Source organism: Dactylosporangium sp. NPDC049525 (assembly GCF_040676755.1).
In the GTDB taxonomy this organism is placed as follows: domain Bacteria; phylum Actinomycetota; class Actinomycetes; order Mycobacteriales; family Micromonosporaceae; genus Dactylosporangium.
This window is the reverse complement of sequence record NZ_JBFAPO010000015.1, coordinates 36,676-62,644: the sequence shown is the minus strand read 5'-3', so window position 1 is coordinate 62,644 and position 25,969 is coordinate 36,676. Positions and strand designations below refer to the sequence as shown.

The window sequence follows — 25,969 nt, the reverse complement described above, 5'->3', positions numbered from 1 at the left end:
CGGGGTTCGGGCCGGTCAGCTGTTCTGCAACGCGGCCGTCTCCGCGGCGTCCAACTCCGGGTAGACGGGGCAGCCGTACAGCCGCTCGAACGGCGCGAACGTGTCCCACCGCGGGTTCTCCCGCAACAGCTGGCCGAGCGGGTTGGCGACGCTCCAGAAGTCGCCGCTCAGCAGCCGCACGAACGGCGAGCCGGCCACGTCGGCGCCCAGGCCGCGCAGGTACCGACCCAGGTTGAACTGCGACTCGTAGTAGGCGTGGATGATCCGCAGGTAGGTGTCGAGGCCGGTCTTGCACATCCGCTCGAACTCGTCCTGTACGACGGGCTCACGGTCCGGCTCGGACAGCAGCCGGTCGACCGCCTCGGCGGCCTTGACGCCGGTCAGCGTGGCCACGAAAAAGCCGCCGGAGAAGATCGGGTCGAAGAAGCAACCCGAGTCGCCGACCAGGAACCAGCCGGGTCCGGCGAGCGTGTCGGAGTAGTAGCAGTAGTCGGTCTCGACCCGCACCTCGCTGATCGGCTGCGCGCCGGTCAGCCGCTGCTCGACCCGGGGGGACCGGGCCAGGTGCTCGGCGAACACCTCGTCGGGCTTGCGCTGGCTGAGCACCGTTCGGGCCATGACCGCGCCGACGCTGATCGTGTCGGACCAGATCGGGATCGCCCACAGCCAGCCCTCCGGGTGGCCGCCGACCTGGATGTCGCCTTCGAAGCCGGGGTTGTACCGCTCGTCCAGGCCGGTGTAGTGCCGGAACACGGCGACGTTCTGCAGCGACTTCACCGGCTTGCGCAGCCTGTAGTGCTGGGCGATCTTGCTGCTGCGACCGCTGGCGTCGATCACGTACTTCGCCCGGACGGTCCGCACGGTGCCGTCCATCTCGTAGCGCACCCCGACGATCCGGTCGCCCTCGAAGACCAGCTCCTGCACGTTGGCCTGCTCCAGGACGGTGGCACCGCTGGACCGGGCGTGCCCGGCGAGCAGGTTGTCGAAGTGCGCCCGCTCAACCTGGATCGTCTCGGGGACGCGGCCCGGCCCCTGGTCGCTGAAGTCGATCCGGCGGAAGTTGCCGTCCGGGAAGATGAACTCGGCGCCGCGCTTGACGACGTAGCCCTGCTCGCGGATCAGGTCGGTCGCCTTGAGCCGGTCCATCAGCGCCATGGTGTAGGGCAGCATCGACTCGCCGATGTGGAACCTCGGCAGCTCCCGGCGCTCGAGCACCAGCACCGACCGGCCGGCCTGGGCCAGGGCCGAGGCGGCGCTCGTCCCGCCCGGGCCGGCGCCGATGATCACCACGTCGACGGAGTCGGGCCTCTGATCGGAGTCGTTCATGTCGTCCCCTCACGATGTCGGCTGAAACTGAGCCGATCGTGCCCGCCGGGGCGGTCGGGGACATCCCGTGTTCGCGCGATCCGGAGCCTGTGGGGCTCGTAAATCGGGTTTCGGCTATGCGGCCTGCGTGTATTCGTTGATCAGTCCGCCCGGGATCGGGCGTCGTTGGACGCGGGCGGCGGTGGGGTCGATGACCTGTGGTGGTGGGTTCGGTGGTTGCTGGTCGAGCGATCTGTGTGGTCGGTGGCCGTTGTAGTGGGTGGTGTACTCGGTCAGGACGCTCGTCAGGTGTCGTTCGCCGGCGATGAGGATCCGGTCGGTGCACTCGCGTCGTACCGTGCCGACCCAGCGTTCCGCGTAGGCGTTCGCCCTCGGCGCCTGTGGTGGTGCGCGGAGTACGTCGATACCGGCGGCGGTGAACACGGCGTCGAACGCCGCGGTGAACTTCGCGTCCCGGTCACGCAGCAGGAACCGCAGTCCGTCGGCGCGCTGGTCGAGACTCATCAGCGGGTTCCGAGCCTGCTGCGCCACCCAGGCGCCGGTGGGATGTGCGGTGACACCGACGACGTGGATCTGGCGGGTGGCGAGTTCGATGAAGAACCGGACGTAGATGCGTTGAGGAGCACGGTGTCGACGGTGAAGAAGTCGCAGGCCAGGATCGTGTGGGCCTGGGTGGTGAGGAACTGCTGCCAGGTGGGTCCGGTCCGGCGGGGTGCCGGGTCGACGCCGGCTTGGTGCAGGATCTTCCAGACCGTGCTGGCCGCTACTACCTGGTAGCCCAGCCGAGCCAGTTCACCCTGCACCCGGCGATGGCCTCAGGTCGGGTTGTTCGGCTGCTGTACCTGACCGCGGTTCGGATGTTCAGCTGGTTGCCGCAGATGACGCTCGGCGAGTCCGCGATGGCTGCCGAGCTGTTGGTGCTGCGTCATGAGGTTGCCGTGCTACGCCTGCGAGTGCCGAGAACCAGCGGACGCTTCAGCGATGCACATTCGCGTGCTGTCGCACCGTTCACGACCGAGTCGTGCACACCCCTGCTCCGCCGCGGCTGACGTAGGTACGCCGCCTGTGGTGATCCTCGACGGGCTCAACGAATGTCCGCCCGCCGATTGAGGCGAGTTCATCGAAGGACTCGATGCCTTGCGTCTTCGATGGTCCATGGCCGCCATCATCATCTCGAGTGAGCCGATTCCCCATCCGGCTGTCGACGGCCTGAGCAGGTCCGCCGGTGTCCTAGATGTCGACGCGGCCTCCCGGGGTCAGCTGCGCCGTCAGGGCGCGGACCCGCCGTGCCCGCGATCGCCCCAGGCATGTTCCTCCTGCCGCATCGCGGCGAATGCCTTGACCACGTCGTACAGGACGATGTCGTGCTGAGTGTCGCCGACCTTCGCCACCGTGCGGCATTGCACCGGCGTGTATGTACATCGCCTCATGCGCGGCGCGTTGACCACCGAACGGCTCGACGGCGTCAACCTCATCGCCCGTCAGCTCGCCGTAGCAGCACGCCAGAGCAGCAGGTACAACAGCGAGGCGCTCCTGGCCGGGATCGTTGTCGCTGCCGACCGTCTGGCGGCGGACAAATCGCACGTCACTGCCACCGAACCGAGTTTTATGAGCTCGACAGGTTCAACAGCTGTATCGGCCAAGCCTGCCTTGATCTTGCGAACGGCCAACGCAAGAGAGCCGCGTACCAGCCATATCGATCAACGGCTTCGCAAGTGGCTCCTTATTGTCGATGTTTCGATGAAACGCTGCGTCGATGAAGGGCGACCTTTTCGGTGAAATCCGAACTGGCCAGAGGATTTACCCGATGCCGTGACATTACCGGCACTGGTCGTAAATCGTATTTCGGGCGCAGACGGGACGGGAGCGGACAATTTCCGGTCGCTATTCGTGAGCGCTGCCGCACCGTCCGAATTTGGAACGCTTTACCGAGAAATTGTGCGGTTCAATCGCCCGGCGGCACGGGGACTTTGGTCTAACCTCTGCGACCGGCGCACGGCCGGGCCGTCAACAGAACGCACCGCGACGGCTCGTCACAGCGTGTGGCCGCCACCTTGGCACGTAGCCGGAGGCTCCGACGATGGCACAACACGCGACGCGGTCCCGCTCATCGATCGCCGTCCTTCTGCACTGCCTGCTGGCATTCGCCCTGATGGCGCCGACTACGCTCCTCTTCGCCCGGGTCTGGGGCTCGGTCGGGGAGCGGGCCCGGTTCGCCCAGTCGGAACGCAACGGCATCCAGTACATCCGCAGTCTCGGTCAGCTCACGATCGCGCTGACGGACGCGCAGTCCGCCGCGGTCTCGGGACGCCCGTTCCCGCGGGACACGATCACCCGCGTGGTCGAGGCCACCGCTTCGGTCGACGCCCGGATCGGCGGGGACCTGCGCACCCACGAGCGATGGTCCGGGCTGCGCGCCAAGATCGAGGCGCTGGCGGCGCTGAGCGTCGTCGACCCCGCCACGGCGTTCAGCACCTTCGGTGAGGCGACCGACATGCTCCTCGCGCTGTACAAGGAGGTCCGCGACAACTCGCAGCTGACCCGCGAGCAGGACGTCGACGCGTCCTACCTGCAGGAAGGCGCGGCGCAGCAGTTGCCCGAGGCCGTGGTGGCCGCCGGCCGGTTCATGGACCTGGCGGTCATCGCCGCCGGGCGGCCCCGCAACGACCCGGCGGGCACGGCCGCCAACCTGCTCAACGCCCGTGACGCGGTGACCTACCCTGCCAACGACCTCGCCGCCGGCCTGCAGGCCGCGGTCGACGGCACCAGCAGCCGGACCCTCAGTGGCAACCTGCTGAGCCGGCTGGACCGGTTCCGGCGCGGCATGGAGACGCTGACGGCGACGACGGTGCCGGTCGACGGGCGGACCGCGGTGAACACCGCGGCGCTGCGGGACGTCCGCAACGAGGTCCAGACGGCCGCGTCTGAGCTGGCGGCGACGATCCTGGACGAGCTCGACCTGCTGATCGGCGCCCGGATCGAGGACCTGGACCGGCAGCGGCGGACGGCGGCTGTCACCCTGGCGGTGGGGGTGCTGCTGGCGCTGATCCCGCTGGCCGTGCGGCTCGTCCGGCCCCGCCGTCGGCCGGTCACGGACCCACCCGTCCCGCTGCCCTCCCTGCCGGCCGAGGACGTGGTCCCCACCTGGCGCCGGGAGCCGACCGGTGCTCGCTAGGCTTCGCATCCGCGGCAAGCTCGCGGTCCTCCTCATCGCCCCGCTGGTCGCGATCGTGCTGCTCACGGTCGTCGTCGTGGTCGACCGGGTCGGGCAGGCCGGCCGGGCGGCGGACACCGCGCGGACCGCCCGGGTCGCCGGTGACGTCGGCGCGCTCATCCAGGACCTGCAGCAGGAACGGCTGATGGCGGTTGGGTACCTCGTCCAGGTGGTCGGCCGTTCGCGGCTGCTGCTGCAGACGGCGGCGGTCACCGACCGGATCACCAACCTCAGGCTCGACTACGCCGGCGACCTGTCACCGGAGGTGGCGGAAGCGATCGACGACGTGAAGTCGCTCGCCGGGCTGCGTGCCTCGCTGGTGGCCGGCACCGCCGACGTCGAGGGGGTGCTGACCCAGTTCACCGCGGTCATCGGCCGGCTGATCGACGCGCTGCGGCTGATGGACGCGGCCGACGCGACCACCGCAGAGGGCCGGCAGCTCCTGGCGCTGGACGCGCTGCTGCGGGTCGACGAGGGCAACAGCGCCGGCGCCGCACTGATGACCGTCATGGTCGCCACCCGCGCCCAGCGTGATCTCGCCAGGTACGCCGCCAACGCCGCCGCCGTGCAGCCGAACCTGGACCGGTTCACCGCCTCCGGGACCCCCGAACAGGTGGATCTGTACGGTCTGGTCACGGCCGCGTTCGCCTCCCGTGTCGGCGGCGGTTTCGTGGAGAGCGTCGAGACCGACCCGGCCGCGGCGATCGCCGACCTGCGGGTCGCCACGCTGTTCCCGTCGCTGGAGTCCTACATCGCGCTCGGCCGCTTCGTGGAGAAGCGGATCGTCACCGACGTCACCGCCACGATGACCGACCTGGAGCGGCGGCAGACCACCACCGCGTATGGTCTCGTCGCCGGCATGCTCGTCCTGCTGCTGCTCGTCATCCTGCTGAGCACGGCGATCGCGCGCACGGTCGCGCGGCCGCTGACCCTGCTGACCGCCTCCGCCGCCCGCGTCGCGCAGGTCACCGAGGACGAACTGGTCCGGGTCGCGGACGACGAGTCCGCCGCGCCCGAGCCGGTACGCCTGGAGCGGATCACCGTCGGCGGCCGGGACGAGATCGGCGATCTTGCCCGGACCTTCGAGCGCGTGCAGCAGACCGCGGCGCAGCTGGTCGAGCGGCAGGTGGCCAGTCGCCGCAACGTCGCGCAGATGTTCGGTCATGTCGGCCGCCGCACGCAGAACCTCGTCGGCCGGCAGCTCGGCCTCATCGACCAGCTGGAGCGCGAGGAGACGGAGCCCAACCGGCTGCGGCAGCTGTACCGGCTGGACCACGTCGCCAGCCGCTTGCGCCGCAATGCCAGCAGCCTGGTCGTCCTGTCCGGCGGTACCGGCACCAACCCGCACCTGGCGCCGCTGGCGCTGGCCGACGCGGTCCGCCTGGCGCTCGGCGAGATCGAGGAGTACGACCGCGTCGACGTGCAGCTCACCGGCACGATCATGTTGGCGCCCGCGGTCATCAGCGACCTGGTCCTGATGCTGGCCGAGCTGATGGAGAACGCGACCTCCAATTCGCCGCCGCACACCCGGGTCGCCGTCACCACCGGCGAGAGCGCGAACGACGTGCGGGTGTCGATCGTCGATCACGGCATCGGCATGCCGGCCGAGCGGCTCACGGTCGAGAACGCCCGGCTGGAGCGCCGCGAGCGCATCGACCTCGCCCCGACGGAGGTGCTCGGCCTGTTCGTGGTGGGCCGGCTGGCTCGTCGGCACGGGCTGCAGGTGTCGTTGAGCGACACGCCCGGCGGTGGCGTCACCGCGACCGTCGTCGTCGGGCGGGAGCTACTGGACGGTTCGGCCGCGCCGGAGCCGCAATCGCGGGAGATGATCGCCTCGGTCATCGACATCGGCGCACTCACCCGGGCCACCCACTCGATCGACGGCCGGCAGCCGTGGAACGCGTTCGCCGCGCCGCGCACGCTCGCCGCCGTCGCGTCACCGCCGGCCATCGCCGCTGTCGTGGCACCGCTGGATGCCGACGCCACCGCTGAGATCCCCGCGCTGCTGCGGCAACCATCGCGACAGGGGCAAGCGTTGCGACGGCGGGTGCCGGGGGCGCAGCTGTCGGCCGGCACTCAGGCCGCCAGGAACGCGGCGCAGTTCGTGGCGGCTCCTCCCGATCCGAGCAGCGCGCAGGCACTCGTCGAGGCGTTGGAGGATGGTGTACGCCGAGCGCAGCACGACGCCACAACACTCCCGGCCGACCAGACGCCACCGCTCCCGCCAACGCCGCCACTGCAGCCAACGCCGCAGTTTCAGTCAACGCCGGTGCGGCCGGCCACCGCCGGCCGGAACCTGAGCAGACGGGTGCCGGGTGCCACGTTGCAGGACCCCGGTGCCATCCCGAGACCAGGGCTCCACCTGGTGGAGAGCCAGTCGTCCCACGATCCCGACAGTGCATGGAACCTTGTCGAGCAGTTCGAATCCGGCGTCCTGCGCGCACTGCGCGAGCTCAGATCAGAAGGATCATCACAATGACGAGTCCGTTCATCCAGGACAGCACGCACCGCCAAACCTCTGGTGGGACGCTCAACGCCGCACCGATGAGCACGGAGGTGCAGACCTTCAACTGGCTGCTCGATTCGTTCACGTCCGGCACCGCCGGCGTGGTGGAGGCCATCGCGGTGTCCTCGGACGGCCTGCTGATGGCTACGTCGGCCTCGAAGGAGCGGGCCAACGCGGAGCGCCTGGCCGCCGTCGTCTCCGGGATGACCAGCCTCGCCAGCGGCGCTTCCGCCTGGTACACCCTCGGCGGGCTCAACCGGGTCATCGTCGACATGGTCGACGGCTACCTGTTGATCACCTCCATCAGCGCCGGGTCGGTCCTCGGTGTCATCGCGACCCGCTCGGCCAACCTGAGCACGGTGGCCTACGAGATGACGCTCTTCGCCAGCCGGGCCGGCGCGGCGCTCACCCCGCAGCTCATCGCCGAGTTGAAGAACGCGGTCCTGCGGTGACCGTGCCGCCCGGGCAGGAGCCGCCCGGCATCCGGCCGTATCTGCGTTCACCGGTCGCGCCGGTCTCACCGGCTCCGCCGGCAGCGTGGGACCGCCCTGCGCACCGCGCACCGGACAACCTGCGGCCGTACGTCCTGACGGCCGGGCGGGTGCAGGGCGACGACCCGGCGGTGAACCTGGAGACGCAGGTGACGATCCGGCCGGGGGCGCCGTCGGACGTGCGGTTCATGCCGACCGAGCTCCAGGCGATCCTCACCACCTGTGTTTCCCCGGTGTCGGTTGCCGAGATCTCCGCTCAGGCCCACCTGCATCTCGGCGTGACCAAGATCCTCGTCGGCGACCTGTGCGCCGCCGGATATCTGGACATCCACCAGCTCGAGGTCGACCCCGTCCACAGTCCCGACGTCATTTTGCGAGTAATCCATGGACTCCGTGCGATCTCCTGACGCAGCACCCGTACCGGTCAAGATCGTTGTCGCCGGTGGCTTCGGCGTGGGCAAGACCACGACGGTCGGCGCGATCTCCGAGATTCCTCCCCTGACCACCGAGGCCGAGATGACCTCCGCGGGGGTCGGCATCGACAACGCCGGGCACCGCGTCAACAAGGTCACCACCACCGTCGCGATGGACTTCGGCTGCGTGACGATCGACCGCGCGCTCAAGCTGTACCTGTTCGGCACGCCTGGTCAAGCACGCTTCGGGTTCATGTGGGACGATCTCGCCCATGGCGCCCTCGGCGCGCTCGTCGTCGTGGACAGCTCCCGCCTCGACGACTGCTACCCGGCCGTGGACTACTTCGAGCAATCGGGGCTGCCGTTCGTGGTGGCGGTCAACGCCTTTGACGGCGCGCTTGCCAACGACCTGGAGAGCGTCCGGTGGGCACTCGCCGTCGCCGACCACGTGCCGGTGATCGCGTTCGACGCCCGCGACCGCCTGTCGGTGCGCGACGCGCTGCTCGTGGTTCTCGACCGGGCCCTGGACCGGGCCGTCAGCAATTCCCGTTCATAGCCTTATGCCGATCACAGCCAGCTCAAGCACCGCTTTGACCTAGCAGCCTAGGATGCTGTAGTCGATCTCCCGCGCCTTCGGCTCCAGGACGTGCTCGGTGGTGTGCCCCCGTTCTCTCGGTGATGACGTGCTGTCGTAAGCCGAGACAGGGCAGGTTCCGAATCTGTGACAGCGGCTAGCCTGGGAGTCGCGAACGACCTTGGGGGAACAGGTAGCGGTGGGGGATCTCGACGAGGCGGCGTCGATCTTCACGGGCGTGCGTCCACGCTTGTTCGGGATCGCGTATCGCATGCTCGGCAGCGTCAGCGAGGCCGAGGATCTGGTGCAGGACGTCTGGCTGCGCTGGCAGACGACGGACCGCAGCGTGGTGAACAATCCGGGGGCGTTTCTGGCGACGACCACGACGCGGCTGGCCATCAACGAGTTGCAGTCGGCCCGGGTGCGCCGCGAGACGTACATCGGGCCTTGGCTGCCGGAGCCGGTCGACACCAGCGCGGACCCGTTCCTGGGCGCCGAGCGCGGGGAGGCGCTGGAGCTCGCGGTCCTGACGCTGATGGAGAAGCTCACGCCGCATGAGCGGGCGGCGTACGTGCTGCGGGAGGCGTTCGACTACCCGTACACGCAGATCGCCATGATCCTGCAGTCCACCGAGCCGGGCGCACGCCAGCTCGTCAGCCGGGCGCGCAAGCACATCGCCGGCGAGCGCAAGATTCCGGTGCCGGCGACCGCGCAGCGGCAGCTGCTGGCGACCTTCCTCGATGCCGCCCGCACCGGCGATCTCGAGACGCTGGAGAAGCTGTTCGCGGCCGAGGTGGCGAGCGTCTCCGACGGCAACGGCGCGCGTCAGGTCTCCCGCAAGGCGGTCGTGGGCGCGGCCCGCGTGGCGAAATACATCGCGGCGTTCTCCGCCTGGTACTGGGAGGGGGTGGACGTGCAGTGGGTTACGACGAACGGGCAGACCAGCGCGGTCATGCGCCGCGGCAACACGCCGCTCGGCATGGTCACGATCACCGCCTCCGAGACCGGTATCGACCAGGTGCTGTGGATGATGAATCTTGACAAGATCGCAGCATTTGCCGCTGTCACAAAGTAGGCGCCTGCCCTGTCATAGCTGCTGACAGCGAGAGACAGGGGTCCATGGTGCGCACGATCCTGATCGTCGGCGGCGGGTACGCCGGCTTCTACACGGCCTGGAAGCTGGAGAAGAAGCTCCGCCGGGGCGAGGCGCGCGTGATCGTCGTCGACCCCCGGCCGTACATGACCTATCAGCCGTTCCTGCCCGAGGTGGTGGCCGGCTCGGTCGAGGCACGGCACGCCGCCGTCTCGCTGCGCCGGCACCTGAAGAAGACCGAGGTCATCGCCGGGCGGGTCACCAGGATCGACCACGCGCGCAAGACCGTCACCGTGCACCCCGCGGTGGGAGACTCCTACCAACTGGGATACGACATCATCGTCGTGACCGCGGGCGCGGTGACCCGTACCCTCGCGATCCCGGGCGTGGCCGAGCACGCGATCGGCATGAAGCACGTCGAGGAGGCCGTCGCGATCCGCGACCGGCTGCTGACCGCCTTCGACCAGGCCGCCGGGCTCCCGCCCGGCCCGCTGCGCCGGAAGCTGCTCACCGTCACGTTCGTCGGCGGCGGCTTCTCCGGTGTCGAGGGCTTCGGCGAGCTGCTGGCGCTGGCCAAGGGGCTGGTGCGACGCTACCCCGAGCTGAGCCCAGCCGAGCTGAGCTTCCACCTGGTGGAGGCGCGCGGCCGGATCCTGCCCGAGGTGACCGACAAGCCGGGCGAATGGGTGGTGCGCTCGCTGGAGAAGCGCGGCGGGCACGTGCACCTGAACGCCCAGCTGCTCTCCGCGATCGACGGCCACGTGGTGCTGTCCACCGGCGAGGAGTTCGACTCCGAGCTGATCGTCTGGACCGTCGGCAACGCCGCGAACCCGATGGTGCACAACCACACCGACCTGCCCATCGACCAGCGCGGGCTGCTCATGGTCCGGCCCGACCTGCGGGTCGGCACCGACGAGGCGCCGGTGCCGGACGCGTGGGGCGCCGGCGACGACGCGGCCGTCCCCGACCTCGGCGCGGAGCAGCCCGGCGCGGCGACGGTGCCCAACGCCCAGCACGCGGTGCGGCAGGGCAAGCTGCTGGCCAAGAACCTGATCGCCACCCTGCATGGGAGGGAGCCGAAGCCGTACCTGCACCACAGCCTCGGCGTGGTCGCCACGCTGGGCCTCGGCCGCGGCATCTTCCAGTTTCACCGCCTGGTCATCAAGGGCTTCCCGGCCTGGCTGATGCACCGCGGCTACCACGTGCTGGCGGTGCCCACCTGGGAGCGGAAGTTCCGGGTGTTCGCGGTCTGGGCGACCGCCGTGCCGTTCGGCCGCGACATCGTCTCCCTCGCATCGGTGCAGCACCCCCGGGAGGCGTTCCTGTCCGGTGCCGGCCCACACGTACCCGCACCCACTCAACGGGCGGGTGCTGCGGAGGCGAGTGTGCTGGCAGGCGATGCCCCGCGTCCATGACGAGGTCGTACGCCGGCTCGCCGCTGCCTGCCGAACGGGCGAGGTCATCGCGATCGAGGCCGTCCTCGATCCGGACGCCGTTGCCGTGTGCGACAGCGGCGGCCGCGTACCGGCCCCGATCCGTCCCGTGCAGGGAGCAGCCAAGGTCGCCCGGCTGCTCGTTGCTCTGCTGCCCGGAGCCGACCTGACGATCGAGAGCGTCAACGGGCGTGCCAGCCTGGTGATCCGCCGGTCCGGCACCGCCGTGGCCGTGATCGCCGTCAGCTGCGGCGAGGAGCGGGCCACGGCCCTCTGGGTCGTCCTGAATCCCGCGAAGCTGCGGGGCTGGCACCGCAACTGAGCCTTGTACTGGCAGGACATGGTTGCGAACGAGCAGCGGCGTCAACGTTGAGGCATGAAGAAGGTGACCATGCAGAACTCCATTGATCTGACCGGACGGCTCGCCGTGGTGACTGGAGCGAGCAGCGGCCTCGGCCTCGGCCTGGCGACCCACCTGGCCGCGGCCGGCGCCGAGATTCTCCTGCCGGTCCGCGACGAGGCCAAGGGCGAGGCCGCACTGACCCGCATCCGCGCCGAGGTGCCCGGTGCCGACGTGTCGCTCCACGAACTCGACCTGGCCTCGCTGAAGTCGGTGGAGGCGCTGGGGGACACCCTGAACGCCGAGGGGCGGCCGATCCACATCCTGATCAACAATGCCGGGCTGATGACGCCGGCCACGCGGCACACCACCGCCGACGGCCTCGAGCTCCAGTTCGGGACCAACCACATCGGGCACTTCGCGCTCACCGGCCGGCTGCTGGCGCTACTGAGCGCAGGCGGGGCCCGGGTGACGACCATGACCAGCAGCGCGGCGCGGCACGCCAAGCTGAACTGGGAGGACCTGCAGAGCGAGCGGGCGTACGCGCCGGTCCGCGCGTACAACCAGTCGAAGCTCGCGAACCTGATGTTCGCGCTCGAGCTTGACCGGCGTTCGAGAGCGGCTGGGTGGGGAATCGTCAGCAACGCCGCCCACCCGGGCACGACCCTGACCGGCCTGTATGCCGCCGGCCCCAACATGGGCCGGGAGAAGCCCTCGCCTATCGAGGCCGTCATGAAGCGCCTGGCGAGCTGGGGCCTGCTGGTCCAGGGCGTCGACCGGGGCCTGCTTCCGGCCCTGTACGCGGCCACCAGCCCCGAGGCGGAGGGTGGCCACTTCTACGGCCCGGACGGGTTCGGCCAGTTCACCGGCGGTCCGGCCGAGCTGGACCTCTACCGTCCGGCACGCGACGAGGCCGGGGCCGCCAGGTTGTGGGATGTCTCGCAGCGTCTCGCCGGTGTCGAGTTCGCGGCGGTGTGAGCATGGACCGCGCCCGGGCTGGCCGAGTACCTGCGCACCCGTCGTGAAGCCCTGCAACCGGAGGATGTCGGGCTGCCCCGCGGGCGGCGGAGGCGCACGCACGGCCTACGCCGCGAAGAGGTCGCGGTGCTCTCCGACCTGCATTGCCAGCGGCTGATCGATCCGGACCAGTCGCAGCAACCGGTCGTCTACACCGCGCAGCCCGGCAGCGAGAGCAACGAGAAACTTGAGCTTCTGAAAGTGATCGGCGGCCAGCACCTCGACGAGGCGCCGGCCGCCGATCACGGCGCCTAGCGGGTCAGCCAGTCGCGGTAGGTGGTCTTCGCGAGGACTGCGCCCTCCGGGGCGATCAGGACGTCGCCGGACACCGCGCCGAACATGCCGGCGGTCGGGTCGACGACGACCGTGTGCTGGTCGCCCTTGGCGGCCAGCGCGGCGCGGCCCCACTCGTCGAGCGTGAAGACCTCCGGGCCGGCCACGTTCCGGGTGCCCTGCAGCGGCGCACCCACGGCGACGTCGGCCACCGCCTTCGCGACGTCGGCCGACGCCATCGGCTGTACCGGCGTGCTGGGCAGCCGCACCGTGTCGCCGTCCGTGGTCCAGGAGAGGATCGCGTCGACGAACTCGAAGAACTGAGTGGCGCGGACGATCGAGTACGGCACCGGGCCGGCCTTCAGGATCTCCTCCTGCAGCGCCTTGGCGCGGTAGTAGGCGAGGTCCGGCACCCGGTCGACGCCGACGATCGAGAGGATCACGGCGTGGCCGACGCCCTCGCGCTGCGCGGCCGCCAGCAGGTTGTCCATCGTCGTGCGGAAGAAGTCGGCCGATGCCTCGTCGAAGGTCGGCGAGTTGGTCAGATTCAGCACGACGTCGGCGCCCTTGAGTCCGGTGTCGAGGCCCTCGCCGGTGAGCAGGTCCACGCCGTTCGACGGGGACAGCGGCACCGCCTCGTGCCCCTCGGCCTGCAGGATCTTGACGACCTGCGACCCGATGAGCCCGGTACCACCCAGCACGGCGATCTTCATGTCTTTCACTCCCTCTGTTGCGGGGTTTACCTGTCTGCGTCAGCTATGACCGGACGGCACCGCCGGTTGTGACTCGCGGTCGTCAAATACTTCGGGGTGTACTGAAGGTGAGCAGGCGGCGCGCACCAGGCCGAGACAATGCGAGCGGGCGGCCACGTGGCTGCCGCTCTCAGGCATCTCGGTCGCCGTCCAGCTCGGCGGGCCGTGAGCCGTCTTTCAGGGCCTCGACTGCGCCGAGAAGGCTGCGGAGGCCCGCTTCCTCGCGCTGGGCATCCGCCGGATCGAACATCCACTCGTCGATCGGTACTGCGAGGGCGTCCTCGGGCGGGCTGGTCTCGGCCTCCGTCAACTCTGCCCTGACGTTGCGCTCGAGCCTGTGCAGGAAGGCGTCGTCGCTGGCGGGGAAGCTCATCTTTCCTCCATGCGGTACGCGGGTGAGTACCAGTCAAGACAGGGCAGCCCGGCGACGTGTGACACGCCGGCGAGGTGTCACATGTTCCATCTGGTACTGCAGGTCAGCGGCGGCGTGCTGTGGGCGAACCTGGCACTGCTGTTCTGCTTGTCGCTGCTGCCGTTCACGACGGCCTGGATGGACGAGTCGAGGTTCGAGCCGACCCCGGTCGTCATGTACGGCCTGAACCTGCTCGCCGCGGCCATCGCATACTTCGTGCTCCAAACCGTGATCATCCGAGGGCAGGGACGTGCTGCTGGTGCCCGGTCGATAAATGGCTGGCCGGGCCGTGCGTGCGGATACGTCCAGTGTCGGGCGGTCAGCTGCCGATGCCAGTACACCGTGAAGATCATTTCCTGCGCCGTCAATCAGGACATGAAGGGTATGACCGAAGAAGGGAGCCGGATGGGTTCGAAGGTGGCAGTGGAGGGGGACGACGCCGAGTTGCTGGCGCGGTCGCTTTCCGATCCGGAGAGCTTCTCGACGCTGTTCGACCGGTACTTCACGGCACTGCACGGGTACGCGTCGCGACGGCTCGGCGGCGCGGGTGGCGACGACGTGGCGGCCGAGACGTTCCTCGTCGCATTCCGGCAGCGGGACCGTTTCGACCCGAGGCGTGGGACGGTTCGCGCCTGGCTGTACGGGATCGCGACGAACCTCGTCCGCGAGCATCGGCGTATTGAGGAGCGCGGCTACCGGGCACACACGCGGGTGGCGGCGCAGCCCGCGTACTCGGGTGACGTGGACCGTGCCGACTCCCGTGTGTCGGCGGCAGCGGCCCGGGACGGGCTCGTTGCCGCGCTGGCGGATCTGCAGCCCGGCGACCGCGACGTGGTGCTGCTCGTCGTCTGGGGCGAGCTGTCGCACGACGAGGTCGCGTCGGCGCTCGGCATTCCGGTGGGCACGGTCGGGTCCCGGCTGCATCGCGCCAGGAAGCGGCTGCGCGTCGCCCTGGACAACATCAACCCGATCGAAAGGTGACGGTCTCCATGGACGAACTTGAACTGCTCGCCGGCGCCAGGCCGGTGAGCCCGCCGTCGGTGGAGACGGTGAACGAGGCGCGACGCCGTCTGGGACGCCAGATCTACGCCAAACCCGCGTCGCGCTGGCGGGTACGGCTCCTGCTGCCCGTCGCGGCGGGTGTGCTCGCCGTGTCGACCGGGATCGTGGTCGGCGCGCACGTCCTGAGCCCGGACTCTCCCGCTCCGCCCGGCGCCCGCAGCCGCCCCGGGCCAACCCGCACGCCGAACACCGGGCCGCTCAAGCCGGACAACCGGTCGGCGCAGGAGCTGTTGCTCACCGCGGCCGAGCAGACGCTGCACCAGACCGACCCCGGCTCGGGCAAGTACTGGCTGTCCACCTGGGAGGAGGGCCAGCTCATACAGGTCGGTCAAAAGGGCGCCGAATACGCCATCATGGGCCACTACTCCAACAGCCAGTGGTACTCGAACCAGGACAGCTTCAACGTGTTCGAGTCCCGCTGGGCCGGAGCGGAGCCCGCCTCCGACGCGGACCAGGCGGCCTGGAAGAAGGCCGGGTCGCCGAGCAGTTGGCCGATCGACCAGAGGCCGGGCTGCCCGCCGGACCCGAACGAGAGCTACACCGTCGACGCCGCCAGGACCAGCCGGGTCTCCAGGTCCGGCGACGGTGCTGGGAACGCCGGCAACGGCAAGCTCACACCCGTCAAGGAGCCGTCCCAGTTCCGGGTCCTCGGTGAGTACCTGACGGCGGACCAGATCCGCGCATTGCCGTCCGACCCGGCCGCGCTGAAGCAGTGGCTGATCGGCGTCATCCAGAAGCAGAACATGCCGCACAAGACCGACGTGGAACTCGGCGAGTCGCTCTTCGCCGGCGTGCAGAACCTGCTGTTCTTCAACCCCATCACGCCGCAGGTCCGCGCCGCCGCATACAAGGTGCTCGCCGGGATGCCCGGCGTGACGTCGCTCGGCGCGGTGAAGGACGGCGAGGGACGCAACGGCGTCGCCGTCTCCATCACCAGCAACGACACGGTGGAGGAGCAGCGCGCCGACTCGGGTGGGCCCTACGCGGTGAGCATCGTGTTCAGCCCCGACACCGGGGACACGCTCTCGTTCGAGACCCGGGTGCTCAAGCCGGCCGACTACCTGTCGTGGGTGCCGAAGGGCGCGCTGTTCAGCTACCGGGCCGTGACGGAGATGCGCTGGACGAACGACGAGCCGCCGGCTGTGAACATGCCCTCCATCGTCAAACACAGTGCGAGGGCCTGCTGACCATGCGGCTGTCGGTGGCGTGGATGTTTGCATCGTCCAGAGTGGACGCCACGGTGCTGCCCGCGTTGGCCGTGCGGTTCGCGCCACGCTCGACGATCACAACCCGGCTCGTACTGGCACGGCGAAGTATCCGGTCACCGTTCAGCAGCAGGCCGGTGCCACGTACGGGAACCTGACCACGCTGACGGTCGAGGTTTCGTACGACGACGGCAAGACGTGGAGGCTCTCCGCAGGTAGGACTACCTGCGGAGATCCTCTTTCCATTTCCCGACGTGGATGCCTGGTCGAGCAGATCGCTGTTGGACCCCTTGAAGGTGACACCCGCAGAGGTCGTCACTGACGCGGCGCAGGTGTACCCGGCCGGCACCCCGCCCGCCATGCCTGGCGCCGCGTCAGCGTGGCGGAATCTTGTCCTTGGTGACCGCGTTTTCGAGATCCCGGGCGAAGGCGTCCGGATCGCGGGTCCGCACGTAGGTCGACACGGCGTCATAGAAGCCCTCCTGGAACTCCGGGCTCATGGCCTCGCCGTGGGCGACCGAAAGCAGCACCGATGAGCCCCAGAGGCTCTTCGAGGCATCTCGCTGGTAGTCGGACAGGGACGAAATGTCGATGTTCCGGAGCACCGGTACCGACCCCTTCGCCTTGCTGAACGGAATCTGGGTCGACGGCTTGCTGATGTCGCCGAGGAAGGCAAGGGCGTTCTTGGCGTTCTTGGCCCTGGTCGCGGCCACGAAGACGTCGACAACCGCGAGGAAGCTGTCGCCGGTGCCGGGAAACGCCACAGCTCCGAAGTCCTTGCCCTCCTGCGCGCCGTCGGCGACCAGCTCGCCGTACGCCGAGTCGTTCAGGGACTCGAAGGCGCAACCACCGGTGGCGAGCTTCTTTGTCGCCGCGTCCCAGGTCAACGTCCCGGCCTCGGGATCGGCGTAGGCGAGGATGTCGCCGAAGGTCCGCAGCGCCGCCCGCACCTGCGCGCTGCGCCAATTGAGGCGGTCGCCGGCCATGTCCTGCCAGCCCTTCACCCCGATCGTGCTGAGTAGCACGTTCTCGAACAGCTCGACGGTGGTGAACCGGTCCTTGCCGCCGAGACACAGGGGGATGGCCCCGGACGCCTTGACCTTCTGCAGGCCGTCCAGGAAGACGGCGAGGGTGTAGTCGCCGGAGGGCAGCGGGACGCCGGCTCGGTGGAGTAGCTCGGCGTTGAGCCACAGCATGTTGCTGCGATGGGCACCCGTCGGCACCCCATACGGCTTGCCGCCGTGCATGAGCGAACGCAGGATGGTCGGCTGCATTGTCGTGTGGAGGTCACTGCCGGTGAAGACCGACGTGACGTCACGGATGACGCCGCGGTCGGCGTAGCCTTGCACGGACTTGCCCGCGAAGGTCTGCCAGGCGTCGGGTGGGTTGCCCTCCTGTAGCCGCTTCGCCAGTGCCACGACCGCCTGTGACCCGGCGCCGCCTGTGACCGCGGCGTTGACAACGTCGACATTCGGATTCGTCTGGTGCATGGCGGACAAGAGGACGTTCAATGCGGCGGCCTCCGACCCCGAGGTCCACCACGACACGACCTCGAGCTGCTTGGTGTCCGTCGTGGCGCTCGTCGGCTTCTGCGCGCCGCAGCCGGCCACGGCGAGCACCATGACCACGACTGCCGCGACCGCGCGGCGCCGGCGGCTGACGGCATTACCTTCCTTCGTCATCGGGAGCCTCCTACGACGTCAAGGTCGCCGCCGGCGGCAGCCACCACGCCGCCCTGCGCGCCCTCGGCAACCGTTGGCAGCGGGTGTCTCATGCCGCGCCCCCGGTGACGGTGCTCGGCCCGGCGTCCCCGGGCTGGCTCGACGCAGTGCTCCTGCGGACGGAACCGGGCGCGGCCCTGAGGTCGTAGAGGGCGTAGAGCCCGACGACGGCGAAGCAGGCCGCTGGGACGACAAAGGAGATCGCCGCGCTCGTCTTGTCCACGAGCTTGCCCTGTACCAGCGGCATGATCGCGCCGCCCACGATCGCCATCACGAGGCCGGCGGCGCCGAACTTGGTCGCTGGCCCGAGCCCTTCGAGGGCAACGCCGTAGATCGTCGGGAACATGAGCGACAGGCAGAAGGACAGCGCGACCACGGCGAGGACCCCGGCGAGGTTGGGATTCAATATCGCGAACACGCAGAGCACCACCGCCAGCAAGGCCAGCACGGCGAGCACCTTGGTGGCGCGCACGCGACCGATCACCCACGTCATCAGGAAGCGTGATCCAAGGAAGACGAGCAAGCTGACCTGAAGGTAGAAGCCGCCCTTCTGCAGGCTGCCGCCCTGTGCCTGCTGCACATACTGGATCAGGAACGTCCAGGTGCACACCTGAGCCGCGACGTTCGCAAACTGGGCGATGACCCCGAAGCGGTACCGCTTGCTGCGCCACAGCACGCCGAAGAGTTGGCCGGTGCCGCCGGTGTGCGGGCCAGCATCGGGGAACTCCTCGACGATCGGCGGCGCCTTCTGAACCGCGATGGCGACGGCGATGACTAACAGGAGGAAGGCCAGCCCCAGATAAGGGCCCATGACGGCGCCGAGCTCGCCGGCGCGGATGACGTGCAGCTGGGCCGGGCTCAGCGACGAGATGTCCACCGGGTCCGCGAGTTTGGGCAGGATGAGCGTCGAAGCTAGCAGCACACCGATGTTCGTCCCCACCGGATTGAATGCCTGGGCGAAGTTCAGCCGTCGGGTCGCCGTCTCTTCCGGGCCGAGCGACATGACGAACGGGTTCGCGGAGGTCTCCAGGATCGAGCAGCCGGCGGCCATCGCAAACAAGGCCACTAGGAACGCCTCGTACGTCATGATCTTGCTCGCCGGATAGAAGAGGAAGGCACCCAGCGCCGCCAGCCCCAGTCCGGTAAGGATTCCCGTCTTGTAACCGAAGCGCTGGTTGATAAAGGCCGCAGGGAGCGCCAACAGGAAGTATGCGCCGAAGTACGCCAACTGGACGAGCGACGCCTGGAAGGTGCTCATCTCGAAGATGCGCTTGAAGCCCGCCACCATCGGCGTGGTCAGGTCCTGCGCTATGCCCCAAGCGGTGAAACAGCCGACCAGAGCTATGAAGAGCAGTAGCATCCCGCGGCCAAGCAGTGGCCCCCGCTGTCCCCGCTCGTCTTCATCCGCTAATGGCGGCGCCATGCTGGCCGTCGGCGCTCCTTCCGTGACTCGCGCGTACCGGTGAGCGTGCCACCTGCGTGCCGCAACCCACCCCGCACGGCACGGGCACGACCTGGCATGTAGGCAAGCTTGCACAGTTGCGTCACCCCGCGGGGCGCAAACCCCTGGAAATCGCCCTGATCCCGCCCGCGGGTCCGTTTCGTTCAGCGTTGCCCTGGTCAGGCAGGCTTGACCGGTGAAGTTCTCGAACCGCCGGCGTCCAGCCCTGTGTGTCGATGAGACGTATGTGAAGGTCAGTGGTGTGTGGCGGTACGTGTACCGGGCCGTGGACCAGGATGGCCAGGTCATCGATGTGCTCGTCTCCGTCCGCCGGGACGCTGCGGCGGCGCGCAGGCGTCGCCGCGGCGTTCACCGAGCTTGCTACCGCTATCTGAAGACCCGGCCGCACTCGCTCAAACGCACCCTCCGATCGGCAAACGCAACAGCGCCCTTACGAGCCCACAGCCTGGGTTGCGCTCAGCGCACTGTTCGCAGCCCGTCGGCCTCGGCGCCCCGCATGTTCACGTAGCCGGTGATGCGCCGGAGGATGCCGGCGTAGTCGGCGCCGGGCGTAGCGTTCTTCGTCGCCGCCGCGACGTCGACCAGGCGGGGCTGCGGGTAGTACCTCATGAAGAAGGCGTGCACGGCGACGTCGGTGACCTGCCACTTGCTGGGCGCGATCTCAGTGAACGTGAACCGGGGGACGACCGAGTCCTGGGTGTTCTCCTGTGACCCGTCCGCGAAACGAACGAGCAGGTTGCCTAGGCCGTAGGCCACCCATTTGTCGCCGATCTTCTCGAAGGGCTGTACGACGTGTACGTGCATGCCGATGATCAGATCGATGTCGGGGTCGGCGAGCAGTTGTGCGGCGAGGCCGGTCTGGCCTTGGTCGGGCTGGTTCTGGTACTCCGTTCCCCAGTGCATCGACAGGATGACGATCTCCGCGCCGGCCTGTCTGGCTGCGTGCGCCTCAGCGCGGATCTTTTGAACGTCGATGAGGTTGGCGATCCACGGCTTGCCCGCCGGCCGTTGGATGCCGTTGAAGCTGAAGGTGTATGCCAGTTGAGCGATCTTCACACCGCGCACGTCGAAGACGTTGGGCGTGGCGGCCTCCTCCGCCGTGCGCGCCGATCCGCTGTGCCGCAGTGCTACCCGATCGAGGTTGTCGAGCGTGCGATGCACGCCCTCCTCGCCGTAGTCCAGCGTGTGGTTCGAGGCGGTGGAGCAGGTGTCGAAGCCACTGTCGGCCGCGGCGTCGGCGAGCTGCGGTGGCGCGCTGAAGATCGGCCATCCGGTGAACGGCCCCTCCGGCTTGGCGAGGGGTTGCTCGATGTGACAGACCGCGAGATCCGCCTCCCGAACGATCGGGGTGAGCGGGGCGAGGATCTGTGTGAAGTCATGGCCGGGCTTGCCGGCGGTGCGCGCGTCGGCGGCGGCCTGAGCGGTCAGGGCAGGCTGCACGAACAGATCTCCGGCCGCTACGACGCTGAGCGTGGTCGGGCGGGCGGGGGCCGCGATGAGCGCCATCGTCGATTGATCTGTGGGAGCCGTCCAGCCTGCGTCGGACGCCTGCCGGCCGGGGTCGATAGACACCCCTGCCGTCGCGATGACCAAGGCGAGGCAGAGCAGGGCAGCGAGCGTTCTCCGCATGGCGAGACTGTGACCGAAGCCGGCCGCTCGGCGACCCATTTCGGCGTGAATCCACTCGGCTTACCACCCGAGCGTCCCGTCCGCGGCTTACAGCTGATTACGGGATGCGGCCACGGGCGTCGCCAGCGAATCCTCGCCTGAAGTCCGGCCTGCCGTGCTGTGTGCGCGCCGCGGGCGAGCGCGTCGGTGACTGGGGAGGCCGGACAGTATGGGCGGATGTTCGGCGGCATTTCAGGGCGCGGCGAGGTCGGTGGCGACGAGGGTCGCGTACGTGTCCAGCAGTTCGGCCCGCCAGGTGTCGCTGCCGGCGCGGTCCAGGACGTCGAGGAGGTCGCTAGCGGCCTCGAGGCTGAGCTTCGACTTCCACTTGCGCCAGTAGAGATAGGTCTCGACCGTGCGGTGCCGGTCGCAGAAGCGGGCCAGGTTGCGGGTCAGGTCGGTCTCGCGCCGGCGGAGGTCGCGGCGGAGCGGGCCGGGGCCGAGCGGGTGGATCTGGTGCCAGTTCACCGCGGACGGCTCCACCCGGAAGGGGGCGCCGGCGCGGTGCAGGCGGTAGCTGAGATCGGTGTCTTCCATGCCCCAGCCGTGGTACTGCTCGTCGAAGCCCCCGACGTCCTCCAGCAGGGCGCGGGGGACGGACAGGTTGGCTGTGGTGCCGAGGACCCACGGCAGCCGGAAGCCGGTCAACCTGGTGCCGTACCGGCGCACGATCTGCGGGTAGTTGTCGCCGTCGTCGCCGAGCCCCGCGATGTCGAGCGCCGCCGCGTGATCGGTGTGGATGTCGGCGGGCGTGATGAGGTCGAAGTCCTCGACCGCCATGCGGGCCGCGATCGCCGGATGCCGGGTGGCGAGCTGCAGGAAGTCCGACTCCTGCATGGGCAGGGCGTCGCGGCGCCAGCTGGTGAGGCAGCGCGATTTCCAGCCGATCACCACGCCGCTGGAGTGCCGCTGTGCGGAGTGGTGCTGGGCGACGAGGTCGGGGGCGGCGATCCGGTCGTCGTCCAGGAACAGTACGTGGTCGCCGTCGGCGGCGCCGATCCCGGTGTTCCGGGCCGCCGAACGGCCGGCATTCTTCTGCGACAGATAGACCAGGTGCACATCGGCGCGGTACTGCTGGACGGTCGCCCGGCTGGTCCCGTCGTCGTCGTCGACGACGATCAGCTGGAAATTCCGATCGGTCTGCACGCTCAGGGATGCGAGCGTGTAGGCGAGATATCCGGGCTTCCCGCAGGTGGGCATGACGACGGAGATCGAAGACAAAAGATAGTCCCTGAGGTGAATGCGGAAACGGCAGGAAATTGTGCAGGAACTGCGTCCGCAGCAACGACGTCAGAAACGGCCGGAAGCACGACCGGCGGCTCGTAATACGGGGCTGAGCCGCCGGTCGTCGGATGGTGGCGCCGGTTATGCGGGGTTGGTGGCGCCCGGTGTCCCGGCCGGCCGCGGCGGCTTCCGGTCGATCTTCAGGTGCAGCTCGGCCAGGCGCTCGGCGGAGATCTCCGTGGGCGCGCCCATGAGGAGGTCCTGTGCGTTCTGGTTGAGGGGGAACGCGATGACCTCGCGGATGTTGGGCTCGTCGGCGAGGAGCATGACGATGCGGTCCACACCGGGCGCGATCCCGCCGTGTGGCGGCGCGCCGAGTTGGAACGCCCGCAGCATCCCGCCGAACTCCTGCTCGACGCGCTCGGCCGGGTAGCCGGCGATCTCGAACGCCTTGAACATGACCTCGGGGCTGTGGTTGCGGATCGCGCCGGAGGACAGCTCGATGCCGTTGCAGACGATGTCGTACTGCCAGGCGAGGATGTCCAGCGGGTCCTTGGTCCGCAGTGCCTCGAGGCCACCCTGCGGCATCGAGAACGGGTTGTGGCTGAACTCGATGCGGCCGTCGTCGTCCATCTCGTACATGGGGAAGTCGACGATCCAGCAGAAGCGGAAGGCGTCCTCGTCGAACCGGCCGGTGCGCTTGGACGCCTGGACCCGTACCTCGGACATGATCTTGGAGACCTCTGCGGGGTCGCCGGCGTTGAGGAACACCGCCGTTCCCCCGGTTGCCTTGACCGCGCCGCCGAGCGCCTGGACCTCGTCGTCGGCGAGGAACTTGGCGATCGGCCCGGTGACCTTGCCGTCGTCGTCGAACCGGACCCAGGCCAGTCCCTTGGCCCCCCGCGCGACGGCGAGGGCCTCCATCTGGTCGAAGAACGACCGCGGCTGCCCGGCGGTGTCCGGCACGGCCAGGGCACGCACGTGCCGGCCGGCGAACGCCCGGAACTCGCTGGTGGCGAACACGTCGGAGACGTCGGCGAGCTCGAGGTGCGCCCGCAGGTCCGGCTTGTCGGTGCCGTACCGCAGCAGTGCGTCGCGGTAGGTGATGTGCGGATACGGCGACGTGGTCTCCCGGTGTGGGGCGAACTCGCGGAACACGTCGGTGATGACCGACTCCACGGTCTCGAAGACGTCGCTCTGCTCGACGAAGCTCATCTCGATGTCGAGCTGGTAGAACTCGCCCGGCGACCGGTCGGCCCGGCTGTCCTCGTCGCGGAAGCACGGCGCGATCTGGAAGTACCGGTCGAATCCGGCCACCATCATGAGCTGCTTGAACTGCTGCGGCGCCTGCGGCAGTGCGTAGAACCGGCCCGGATAGACCCGGGACGGCACCAGGTAGTCGCGGGCGCCCTCCGGGCTGGTCGCCGACAGGATCGGCGTCTGGAACTCGGTGAAGCCCAGGTCGAGCATCCGCGTCCGCAGGCTGCGGATGACCGCGGACCGCAGCATGATGTTGCGGTGCATCTGGCCGCGGCGCAGGTCCAGGAACCGGTGCGTCAGCCGCTTCTCCTCGGACACCGGGTCCTCGGGGAAGACGCTGAACGGCAGCGGGCCGGCTGACCCGAGGACCTCGACGGTGTCCGCGAGGATCTCGATCTCACCCGTCGGCTGGTTGGGGTTGACGTTCTCCGAGCTGCGCGCCAGCACCGCACCGGAAACGCAGACGACCGTTTCCTTCGGAACATTGCTGAGCGATTCAAACGCGTCGCTGCCGGGGCGCGCCACCAGCTGCACGATGCCGTAATGGTCGCGCAGATCGACGAAGAGAACACCGCCGAGATTGCGCCGATTGTGTAGCCATCCGGAAACCCGGGCGTCCAGTCCCGCGTCCGCCTTTCGGAGCTGACCGCAGGTGTGTGACCGATAACGATGCATCGCCATCCAACTCATCTTCATGTGAGGGCGCCATTCATCCTTCGCGACATGGCCCGGAATATCGTACATGGGCCGGTCATGAAGGGTTTTCCATTGATTCTGCCCGGACCGGGCGGCAGGTATCGGGTCACCGGGGTGCGACCCAGATGGGGTTGGCGTAGAACCACAGGTCCTGCCATGGGTCGGCGTCGCCCGCCACGTCCGGAGCGGGGCCGGCCGGATCGACCGCCGCGCCGAGCAGGCCGGGCGCGGAGCGCCTGCCGTCGGTACCGCGCAGCCGCACGTACCCGGCGGTCTCGATCGGGCCGAGGTCGTAGGTGAGCGTGACGCTGCCGGTCGACCGGCCGACCGCGAACGACGTGACCACCTTCGTCTTCGGCGCGAGGAACGTGTCGCGGTCCGCCACCGGCCCGGTCACCTCGCCGCGGATGACGTCGACGCGGGCCAGTGCTGGCACGAAGTTGGCCCAGTTCGGCGTGTTGGCCAGCTCGATGCGGATGACCAGCTCCACCCGGGCGCCGCGGTGCACCACGAGGGTGTCGCCGAGCGTGACGCCGCCCCGGGTGCCGTGCTGCCGCAGCTGGACGTCGAGGTCGCTGATCAACCCGCCATGGTCGACCCAGACCCGGCCGGCCCGGATGCCCTCCATCACCGCGGCGTAGCCGAAGCCGCGCGCGCCGACGTGGGTGCGGGTGTAGTACCCAGGCCAGAAGTCGTCGGCGGTGAGCAGGGTCGGCTGACCGTACACCGGGTCGTCGTGGTGGCCGTTGTTGCCGAAGTCGCCGGTAGCGGGGCGGGTCGCCGTCTCGCCGTACACGACGTGCGAGTCGGAGTTCGCCGTGATCCACCACGGCCTGCCCTCCGACAGCAGGCTGTCCCACATCCCGCCGACGGTGCTGGTCATCCAGTCGAAGCCGCCGTAGGTGCGGTAGCTGTCCAGCGGGTACCCGGGGAACGACGCGGAGCTGGGCACCTTGTCGTAGCCGCCGCGCGAGCCGCCCAAGCCGCTGGGCTTCGGGATGCCAGCCGCCTGGTGCCCCGGCGCGGCCTCGAAGCCGACGGCGATCCGTGGCGCGGCGTCACGCCAGTCCCGCAACTCGTGCGGCGAGTCGAGCCCCCGGCGGGCCGGGTGGTTGGCGACGAACAGCGCGTCGCCGATGAGCCGCTGGTCCACGGCCCGGGCCAGGAACCGCACGCCGGCGATGGCGAGGGCCTCGGTGACCAGCGACGGGTCGACCGCGCCGACCGCCGTGCCGTCGAAGCTGTTCTCGAACTCCTTCAGCACCGGGACCTCGTTGGCGCCCGGCAGCACGAAGACGGTGCCGTGCTCGGCCATCGGGATGTTCCACTCCAGGCCCTGGAAGACCAGCATGTCGCGGTACGCGTCGCGGGCCGCCCGGATCTGCGGGTTCACCTTGTCCACGCCGATCTTCGCGTGCTGGGGGCCACCGTGGTCGGTGATGACCATCCAGTCCAGCCCGTACGCGGAGGCGTGCCGGACGTGGTCGCTCACCCGGTACATCCCGTCGCCGCTGAATTGCGTGTGGATGTGGTGGTCGCCGGCCAGCCAGGTGTACCCGGAGCCGTGCCGCCGGGTGTTGCCGTGCCGGTCCACGTCCTCGGCGGTGTGCGCGTGCGCGGCTCCCGGCAGCAGGCTCGCCCCGGCCGCCGCGCCGGCGCCGAGCAGGCCGGCGCCGCGCAGGAACCCGCGCCTGGACAGGTCGGCCGGGGACAGTTCACTGTCCGGCACGGCGCCGTCGAGCGCGGCCGGCAGGGCGCCGTCGCCGCCGCCGAGTGGCGCGTCGTGGTGGTGATGGTGGGGGTGGCCGTGGCCCATGGGAGGACTCC

25 protein-coding genes and 2 pseudogenes are annotated in these 25,969 nt (G+C 69.3%); 15 read left to right on the top strand and 12 right to left on the bottom strand.

The window, feature by feature from the left end; all coding sequences use genetic code 11:
- Nucleotides 1-15: 15 nt before the first annotated feature.
- From AB0K00_RS22445 to AB0K00_RS22430, 4 genes are all read right to left on the bottom strand, one after another.
- Nucleotides 16-1,326 carry an NAD(P)/FAD-dependent oxidoreductase gene (locus tag AB0K00_RS22445; protein ID WP_363523433.1) on the bottom strand — a complete coding sequence of 437 codons (1,311 nt, stop codon included), beginning with the start codon at nucleotides 1,324-1,326 and terminating at the stop codon, nucleotides 16-18.
- A 114-nt stretch (nucleotides 1,327-1,440) separates the two neighbouring features.
- Nucleotides 1,441-1,830 carry an integrase core domain-containing protein gene (locus AB0K00_RS22440; protein WP_363523432.1) on the bottom strand — a complete coding sequence of 130 codons (390 nt, stop codon included), beginning with the start codon at nucleotides 1,828-1,830 and terminating at the stop codon, nucleotides 1,441-1,443.
- Nucleotides 1,830-2,129 (bottom strand): hypothetical protein, encoded by a 300-nt coding sequence (locus AB0K00_RS22435; protein ID WP_363523431.1) that lies wholly within the window; start codon nucleotides 2,127-2,129, stop codon nucleotides 1,830-1,832. Before AB0K00_RS22435 ends, AB0K00_RS22440 begins: the two co-directional genes overlap by 1 nt.
- Nucleotides 2,130-2,594: 465 nt before the next feature.
- Nucleotides 2,595-2,717 (bottom strand): hypothetical protein, encoded by a 123-nt coding sequence (locus AB0K00_RS22430; RefSeq protein WP_363523430.1) that lies wholly within the window; start codon nucleotides 2,715-2,717, stop codon nucleotides 2,595-2,597.
- Nucleotides 2,718-2,754: 37 nt separating this feature from the next.
- On the opposite strand from AB0K00_RS22430, the gene AB0K00_RS22425 reads away from it, so the two are divergent.
- The 12 genes and pseudogenes from AB0K00_RS22425 to AB0K00_RS22370 all read left to right on the top strand — a co-directional run bounded on the left by AB0K00_RS22425 (nucleotide 2,755) and on the right by AB0K00_RS22370 (nucleotide 12,662).
- On the top strand, nucleotides 2,755-3,105 hold the full coding sequence (locus tag AB0K00_RS22425; protein WP_363523429.1) for a hypothetical protein: 351 nt from the start codon (nucleotides 2,755-2,757) through the stop codon (nucleotides 3,103-3,105).
- A gap of 301 nt (nucleotides 3,106-3,406) precedes the next feature.
- A complete protein-coding gene (locus AB0K00_RS22420) occupies nucleotides 3,407-4,501 on the top strand; it encodes a hypothetical protein (protein WP_363523428.1) in 1,095 nt (364 codons plus the stop codon).
- The gene (locus tag AB0K00_RS22415; protein WP_363523427.1) at nucleotides 4,491-7,019 is read left to right on the top strand and encodes a nitrate- and nitrite sensing domain-containing protein; all 2,529 of its coding nucleotides are present in this window, start codon (nucleotides 4,491-4,493) and stop codon (nucleotides 7,017-7,019) included. The genes AB0K00_RS22420 and AB0K00_RS22415 overlap by 11 nt, the downstream gene beginning before the upstream one ends.
- A complete protein-coding gene (locus AB0K00_RS22410) occupies nucleotides 7,016-7,498 on the top strand; it encodes a roadblock/LC7 domain-containing protein (protein ID WP_354790776.1) in 483 nt (160 codons plus the stop codon). Before AB0K00_RS22415 ends, AB0K00_RS22410 begins: the two co-directional genes overlap by 4 nt.
- Complete coding sequence (locus tag AB0K00_RS22405; RefSeq protein WP_363523426.1) at nucleotides 7,495-7,944, top strand: DUF742 domain-containing protein; 450 nt, start codon at nucleotides 7,495-7,497, stop codon at nucleotides 7,942-7,944. The genes AB0K00_RS22410 and AB0K00_RS22405 overlap by 4 nt, the downstream gene beginning before the upstream one ends.
- On the top strand, nucleotides 7,931-8,506 hold the full coding sequence (locus AB0K00_RS22400) for an ATP/GTP-binding protein (protein ID WP_363523425.1): 576 nt from the start codon (nucleotides 7,931-7,933) through the stop codon (nucleotides 8,504-8,506). The genes AB0K00_RS22405 and AB0K00_RS22400 overlap by 14 nt, the downstream gene beginning before the upstream one ends.
- 217 nt (nucleotides 8,507-8,723) lie before the next feature.
- A complete protein-coding gene (locus tag AB0K00_RS22395) occupies nucleotides 8,724-9,599 on the top strand; it encodes a sigma-70 family RNA polymerase sigma factor (protein WP_363523424.1) in 876 nt (291 codons plus the stop codon).
- 44 nt (nucleotides 9,600-9,643) lie between these two features.
- Nucleotides 9,644-11,032, top strand: a complete 1,389-nt coding sequence (locus AB0K00_RS22390) for an NAD(P)/FAD-dependent oxidoreductase (RefSeq protein WP_363523423.1) — start codon at nucleotides 9,644-9,646, stop codon at nucleotides 11,030-11,032.
- Nucleotides 11,016-11,372: a siderophore-interacting protein gene (locus tag AB0K00_RS22385; RefSeq protein WP_363523422.1), complete on the top strand. Its 357-nt coding sequence runs from the start codon at nucleotides 11,016-11,018 to the stop codon at nucleotides 11,370-11,372. The genes AB0K00_RS22390 and AB0K00_RS22385 overlap by 17 nt, the downstream gene beginning before the upstream one ends.
- Nucleotides 11,373-11,426: 54 nt before the next feature.
- On the top strand, nucleotides 11,427-12,368 hold the full coding sequence (locus AB0K00_RS22380; RefSeq protein ID WP_363523421.1) for an SDR family oxidoreductase: 942 nt from the start codon (nucleotides 11,427-11,429) through the stop codon (nucleotides 12,366-12,368).
- An 18-nt stretch (nucleotides 12,369-12,386) separates the two neighbouring features.
- Nucleotides 12,387-12,509: pseudogene (locus AB0K00_RS22375) on the top strand (transcriptional regulator); the annotation flags it as partial.
- Nucleotides 12,495-12,662, top strand: a complete 168-nt coding sequence (locus tag AB0K00_RS22370; protein ID WP_363523420.1) for a hypothetical protein — start codon at nucleotides 12,495-12,497, stop codon at nucleotides 12,660-12,662. The pseudogene AB0K00_RS22375 and the gene AB0K00_RS22370, both read left to right, overlap by 15 nt.
- Here AB0K00_RS22370 and AB0K00_RS22365 read toward each other — a convergent pair.
- Nucleotides 12,659-13,393, bottom strand: a complete 735-nt coding sequence (locus AB0K00_RS22365) for an SDR family oxidoreductase (RefSeq protein ID WP_363523419.1) — start codon at nucleotides 13,391-13,393, stop codon at nucleotides 12,659-12,661. The two genes, AB0K00_RS22370 and AB0K00_RS22365, sit on opposite strands and share 4 nt — an antisense overlap.
- A gap of 169 nt (nucleotides 13,394-13,562) precedes the next feature.
- Complete coding sequence (locus tag AB0K00_RS22360; protein WP_363523418.1) at nucleotides 13,563-13,805, bottom strand: hypothetical protein; 243 nt, start codon at nucleotides 13,803-13,805, stop codon at nucleotides 13,563-13,565.
- Here AB0K00_RS22360 and AB0K00_RS22355 point away from each other — a divergent pair.
- Nucleotides 13,770-14,825 (top strand): sigma-70 family RNA polymerase sigma factor, encoded by a 1,056-nt coding sequence (locus AB0K00_RS22355; RefSeq protein WP_363523417.1) that lies wholly within the window; start codon nucleotides 13,770-13,772, stop codon nucleotides 14,823-14,825. The genes AB0K00_RS22360 and AB0K00_RS22355 overlap by 36 nt on opposite strands.
- 8 nt (nucleotides 14,826-14,833) lie before the next feature.
- Nucleotides 14,834-16,093 (top strand): CU044_5270 family protein, encoded by a 1,260-nt coding sequence (locus AB0K00_RS22350; protein WP_363523416.1) that lies wholly within the window; start codon nucleotides 14,834-14,836, stop codon nucleotides 16,091-16,093.
- A 392-nt stretch (nucleotides 16,094-16,485) separates the two neighbouring features.
- On the opposite strand, the gene AB0K00_RS22345 is transcribed toward AB0K00_RS22350, so the two are convergent.
- Both AB0K00_RS22345 and fucP read right to left on the bottom strand, forming a co-directional pair.
- Entirely contained in the window at nucleotides 16,486-17,793 is a 1,308-nt protein-coding gene (locus AB0K00_RS22345) for an ABC transporter substrate-binding protein (RefSeq protein WP_363523415.1), read from the bottom strand.
- A gap of 88 nt (nucleotides 17,794-17,881) precedes the next feature.
- Nucleotides 17,882-19,255, bottom strand: a complete 1,374-nt coding sequence (gene fucP / locus AB0K00_RS22340; protein ID WP_363523414.1) for an L-fucose:H+ symporter permease — start codon at nucleotides 19,253-19,255, stop codon at nucleotides 17,882-17,884.
- Between the two features lie 250 nt (nucleotides 19,256-19,505).
- Here fucP and AB0K00_RS22335 point away from each other — a divergent pair.
- A pseudogene (locus tag AB0K00_RS22335) lies at nucleotides 19,506-19,628 on the top strand (DDE-type integrase/transposase/recombinase); the annotation flags it as partial.
- Between the two features lie 122 nt (nucleotides 19,629-19,750).
- Here AB0K00_RS22335 and AB0K00_RS22330 read toward each other — a convergent pair.
- From AB0K00_RS22330 to AB0K00_RS22315, 4 genes are all read right to left on the bottom strand, one after another.
- A complete protein-coding gene (locus AB0K00_RS22330) occupies nucleotides 19,751-20,887 on the bottom strand; it encodes a CapA family protein (protein ID WP_363523413.1) in 1,137 nt (378 codons plus the stop codon).
- Between the two features lie 267 nt (nucleotides 20,888-21,154).
- On the bottom strand, nucleotides 21,155-22,183 hold the full coding sequence (locus AB0K00_RS22325) for a glycosyltransferase (protein WP_363523412.1): 1,029 nt from the start codon (nucleotides 22,181-22,183) through the stop codon (nucleotides 21,155-21,157).
- Between the two features lie 144 nt (nucleotides 22,184-22,327).
- On the bottom strand, nucleotides 22,328-24,121 hold the full coding sequence (gene aspS / locus AB0K00_RS22320; protein ID WP_363523543.1) for an aspartate--tRNA ligase: 1,794 nt from the start codon (nucleotides 24,119-24,121) through the stop codon (nucleotides 22,328-22,330).
- 127 nt (nucleotides 24,122-24,248) lie between these two features.
- A complete protein-coding gene (locus AB0K00_RS22315; protein ID WP_363523411.1) occupies nucleotides 24,249-25,958 on the bottom strand; it encodes a PHP domain-containing protein in 1,710 nt (569 codons plus the stop codon).
- Nucleotides 25,959-25,969: the final 11 nt, after the last annotated feature.

Coding starts and splice junctions, on each gene's coding strand:
- AB0K00_RS22390 (WP_363523423.1), top strand. CDS start 9,644: ATGGTGCGCACGATCCTGATCGTCGGCGGCGGGTACGCCGGCTTCTAC.
- AB0K00_RS22380 (WP_363523421.1), top strand. CDS start 11,427: ATGAAGAAGGTGACCATGCAGAACTCCATTGATCTGACCGGACGGCTC.
- AB0K00_RS22385 (WP_363523422.1), top strand. CDS start 11,016: ATGCCCCGCGTCCATGACGAGGTCGTACGCCGGCTCGCCGCTGCCTGC.
- fucP (WP_363523414.1), bottom strand. CDS start 19,255: ATGGCGCCGCCATTAGCGGATGAAGACGAGCGGGGACAGCGGGGGCCA.
- AB0K00_RS22360 (WP_363523418.1), bottom strand. CDS start 13,805: ATGAGCTTCCCCGCCAGCGACGACGCCTTCCTGCACAGGCTCGAGCGC.
- AB0K00_RS22445 (WP_363523433.1), bottom strand. CDS start 1,326: ATGAACGACTCCGATCAGAGGCCCGACTCCGTCGACGTGGTGATCATC.
- AB0K00_RS22350 (WP_363523416.1), top strand. CDS start 14,834: ATGGACGAACTTGAACTGCTCGCCGGCGCCAGGCCGGTGAGCCCGCCG.
- AB0K00_RS22425 (WP_363523429.1), top strand. CDS start 2,755: ATGCGCGGCGCGTTGACCACCGAACGGCTCGACGGCGTCAACCTCATC.
- AB0K00_RS22420 (WP_363523428.1), top strand. CDS start 3,407: ATGGCACAACACGCGACGCGGTCCCGCTCATCGATCGCCGTCCTTCTG.
- AB0K00_RS22345 (WP_363523415.1), bottom strand. CDS start 17,793: ATGACGAAGGAAGGTAATGCCGTCAGCCGCCGGCGCCGCGCGGTCGCG.
- AB0K00_RS22365 (WP_363523419.1), bottom strand. CDS start 13,393: ATGAAGATCGCCGTGCTGGGTGGTACCGGGCTCATCGGGTCGCAGGTC.
- AB0K00_RS22440 (WP_363523432.1), bottom strand. CDS start 1,830: ATGAGTCTCGACCAGCGCGCCGACGGACTGCGGTTCCTGCTGCGTGAC.
- AB0K00_RS22410 (WP_354790776.1), top strand. CDS start 7,016: ATGACGAGTCCGTTCATCCAGGACAGCACGCACCGCCAAACCTCTGGT.
- aspS (WP_363523543.1), bottom strand. CDS start 24,121: ATGCATCGTTATCGGTCACACACCTGCGGTCAGCTCCGAAAGGCGGAC.
- AB0K00_RS22315 (WP_363523411.1), bottom strand. CDS start 25,958: ATGGGCCACGGCCACCCCCACCATCACCACCACGACGCGCCACTCGGC.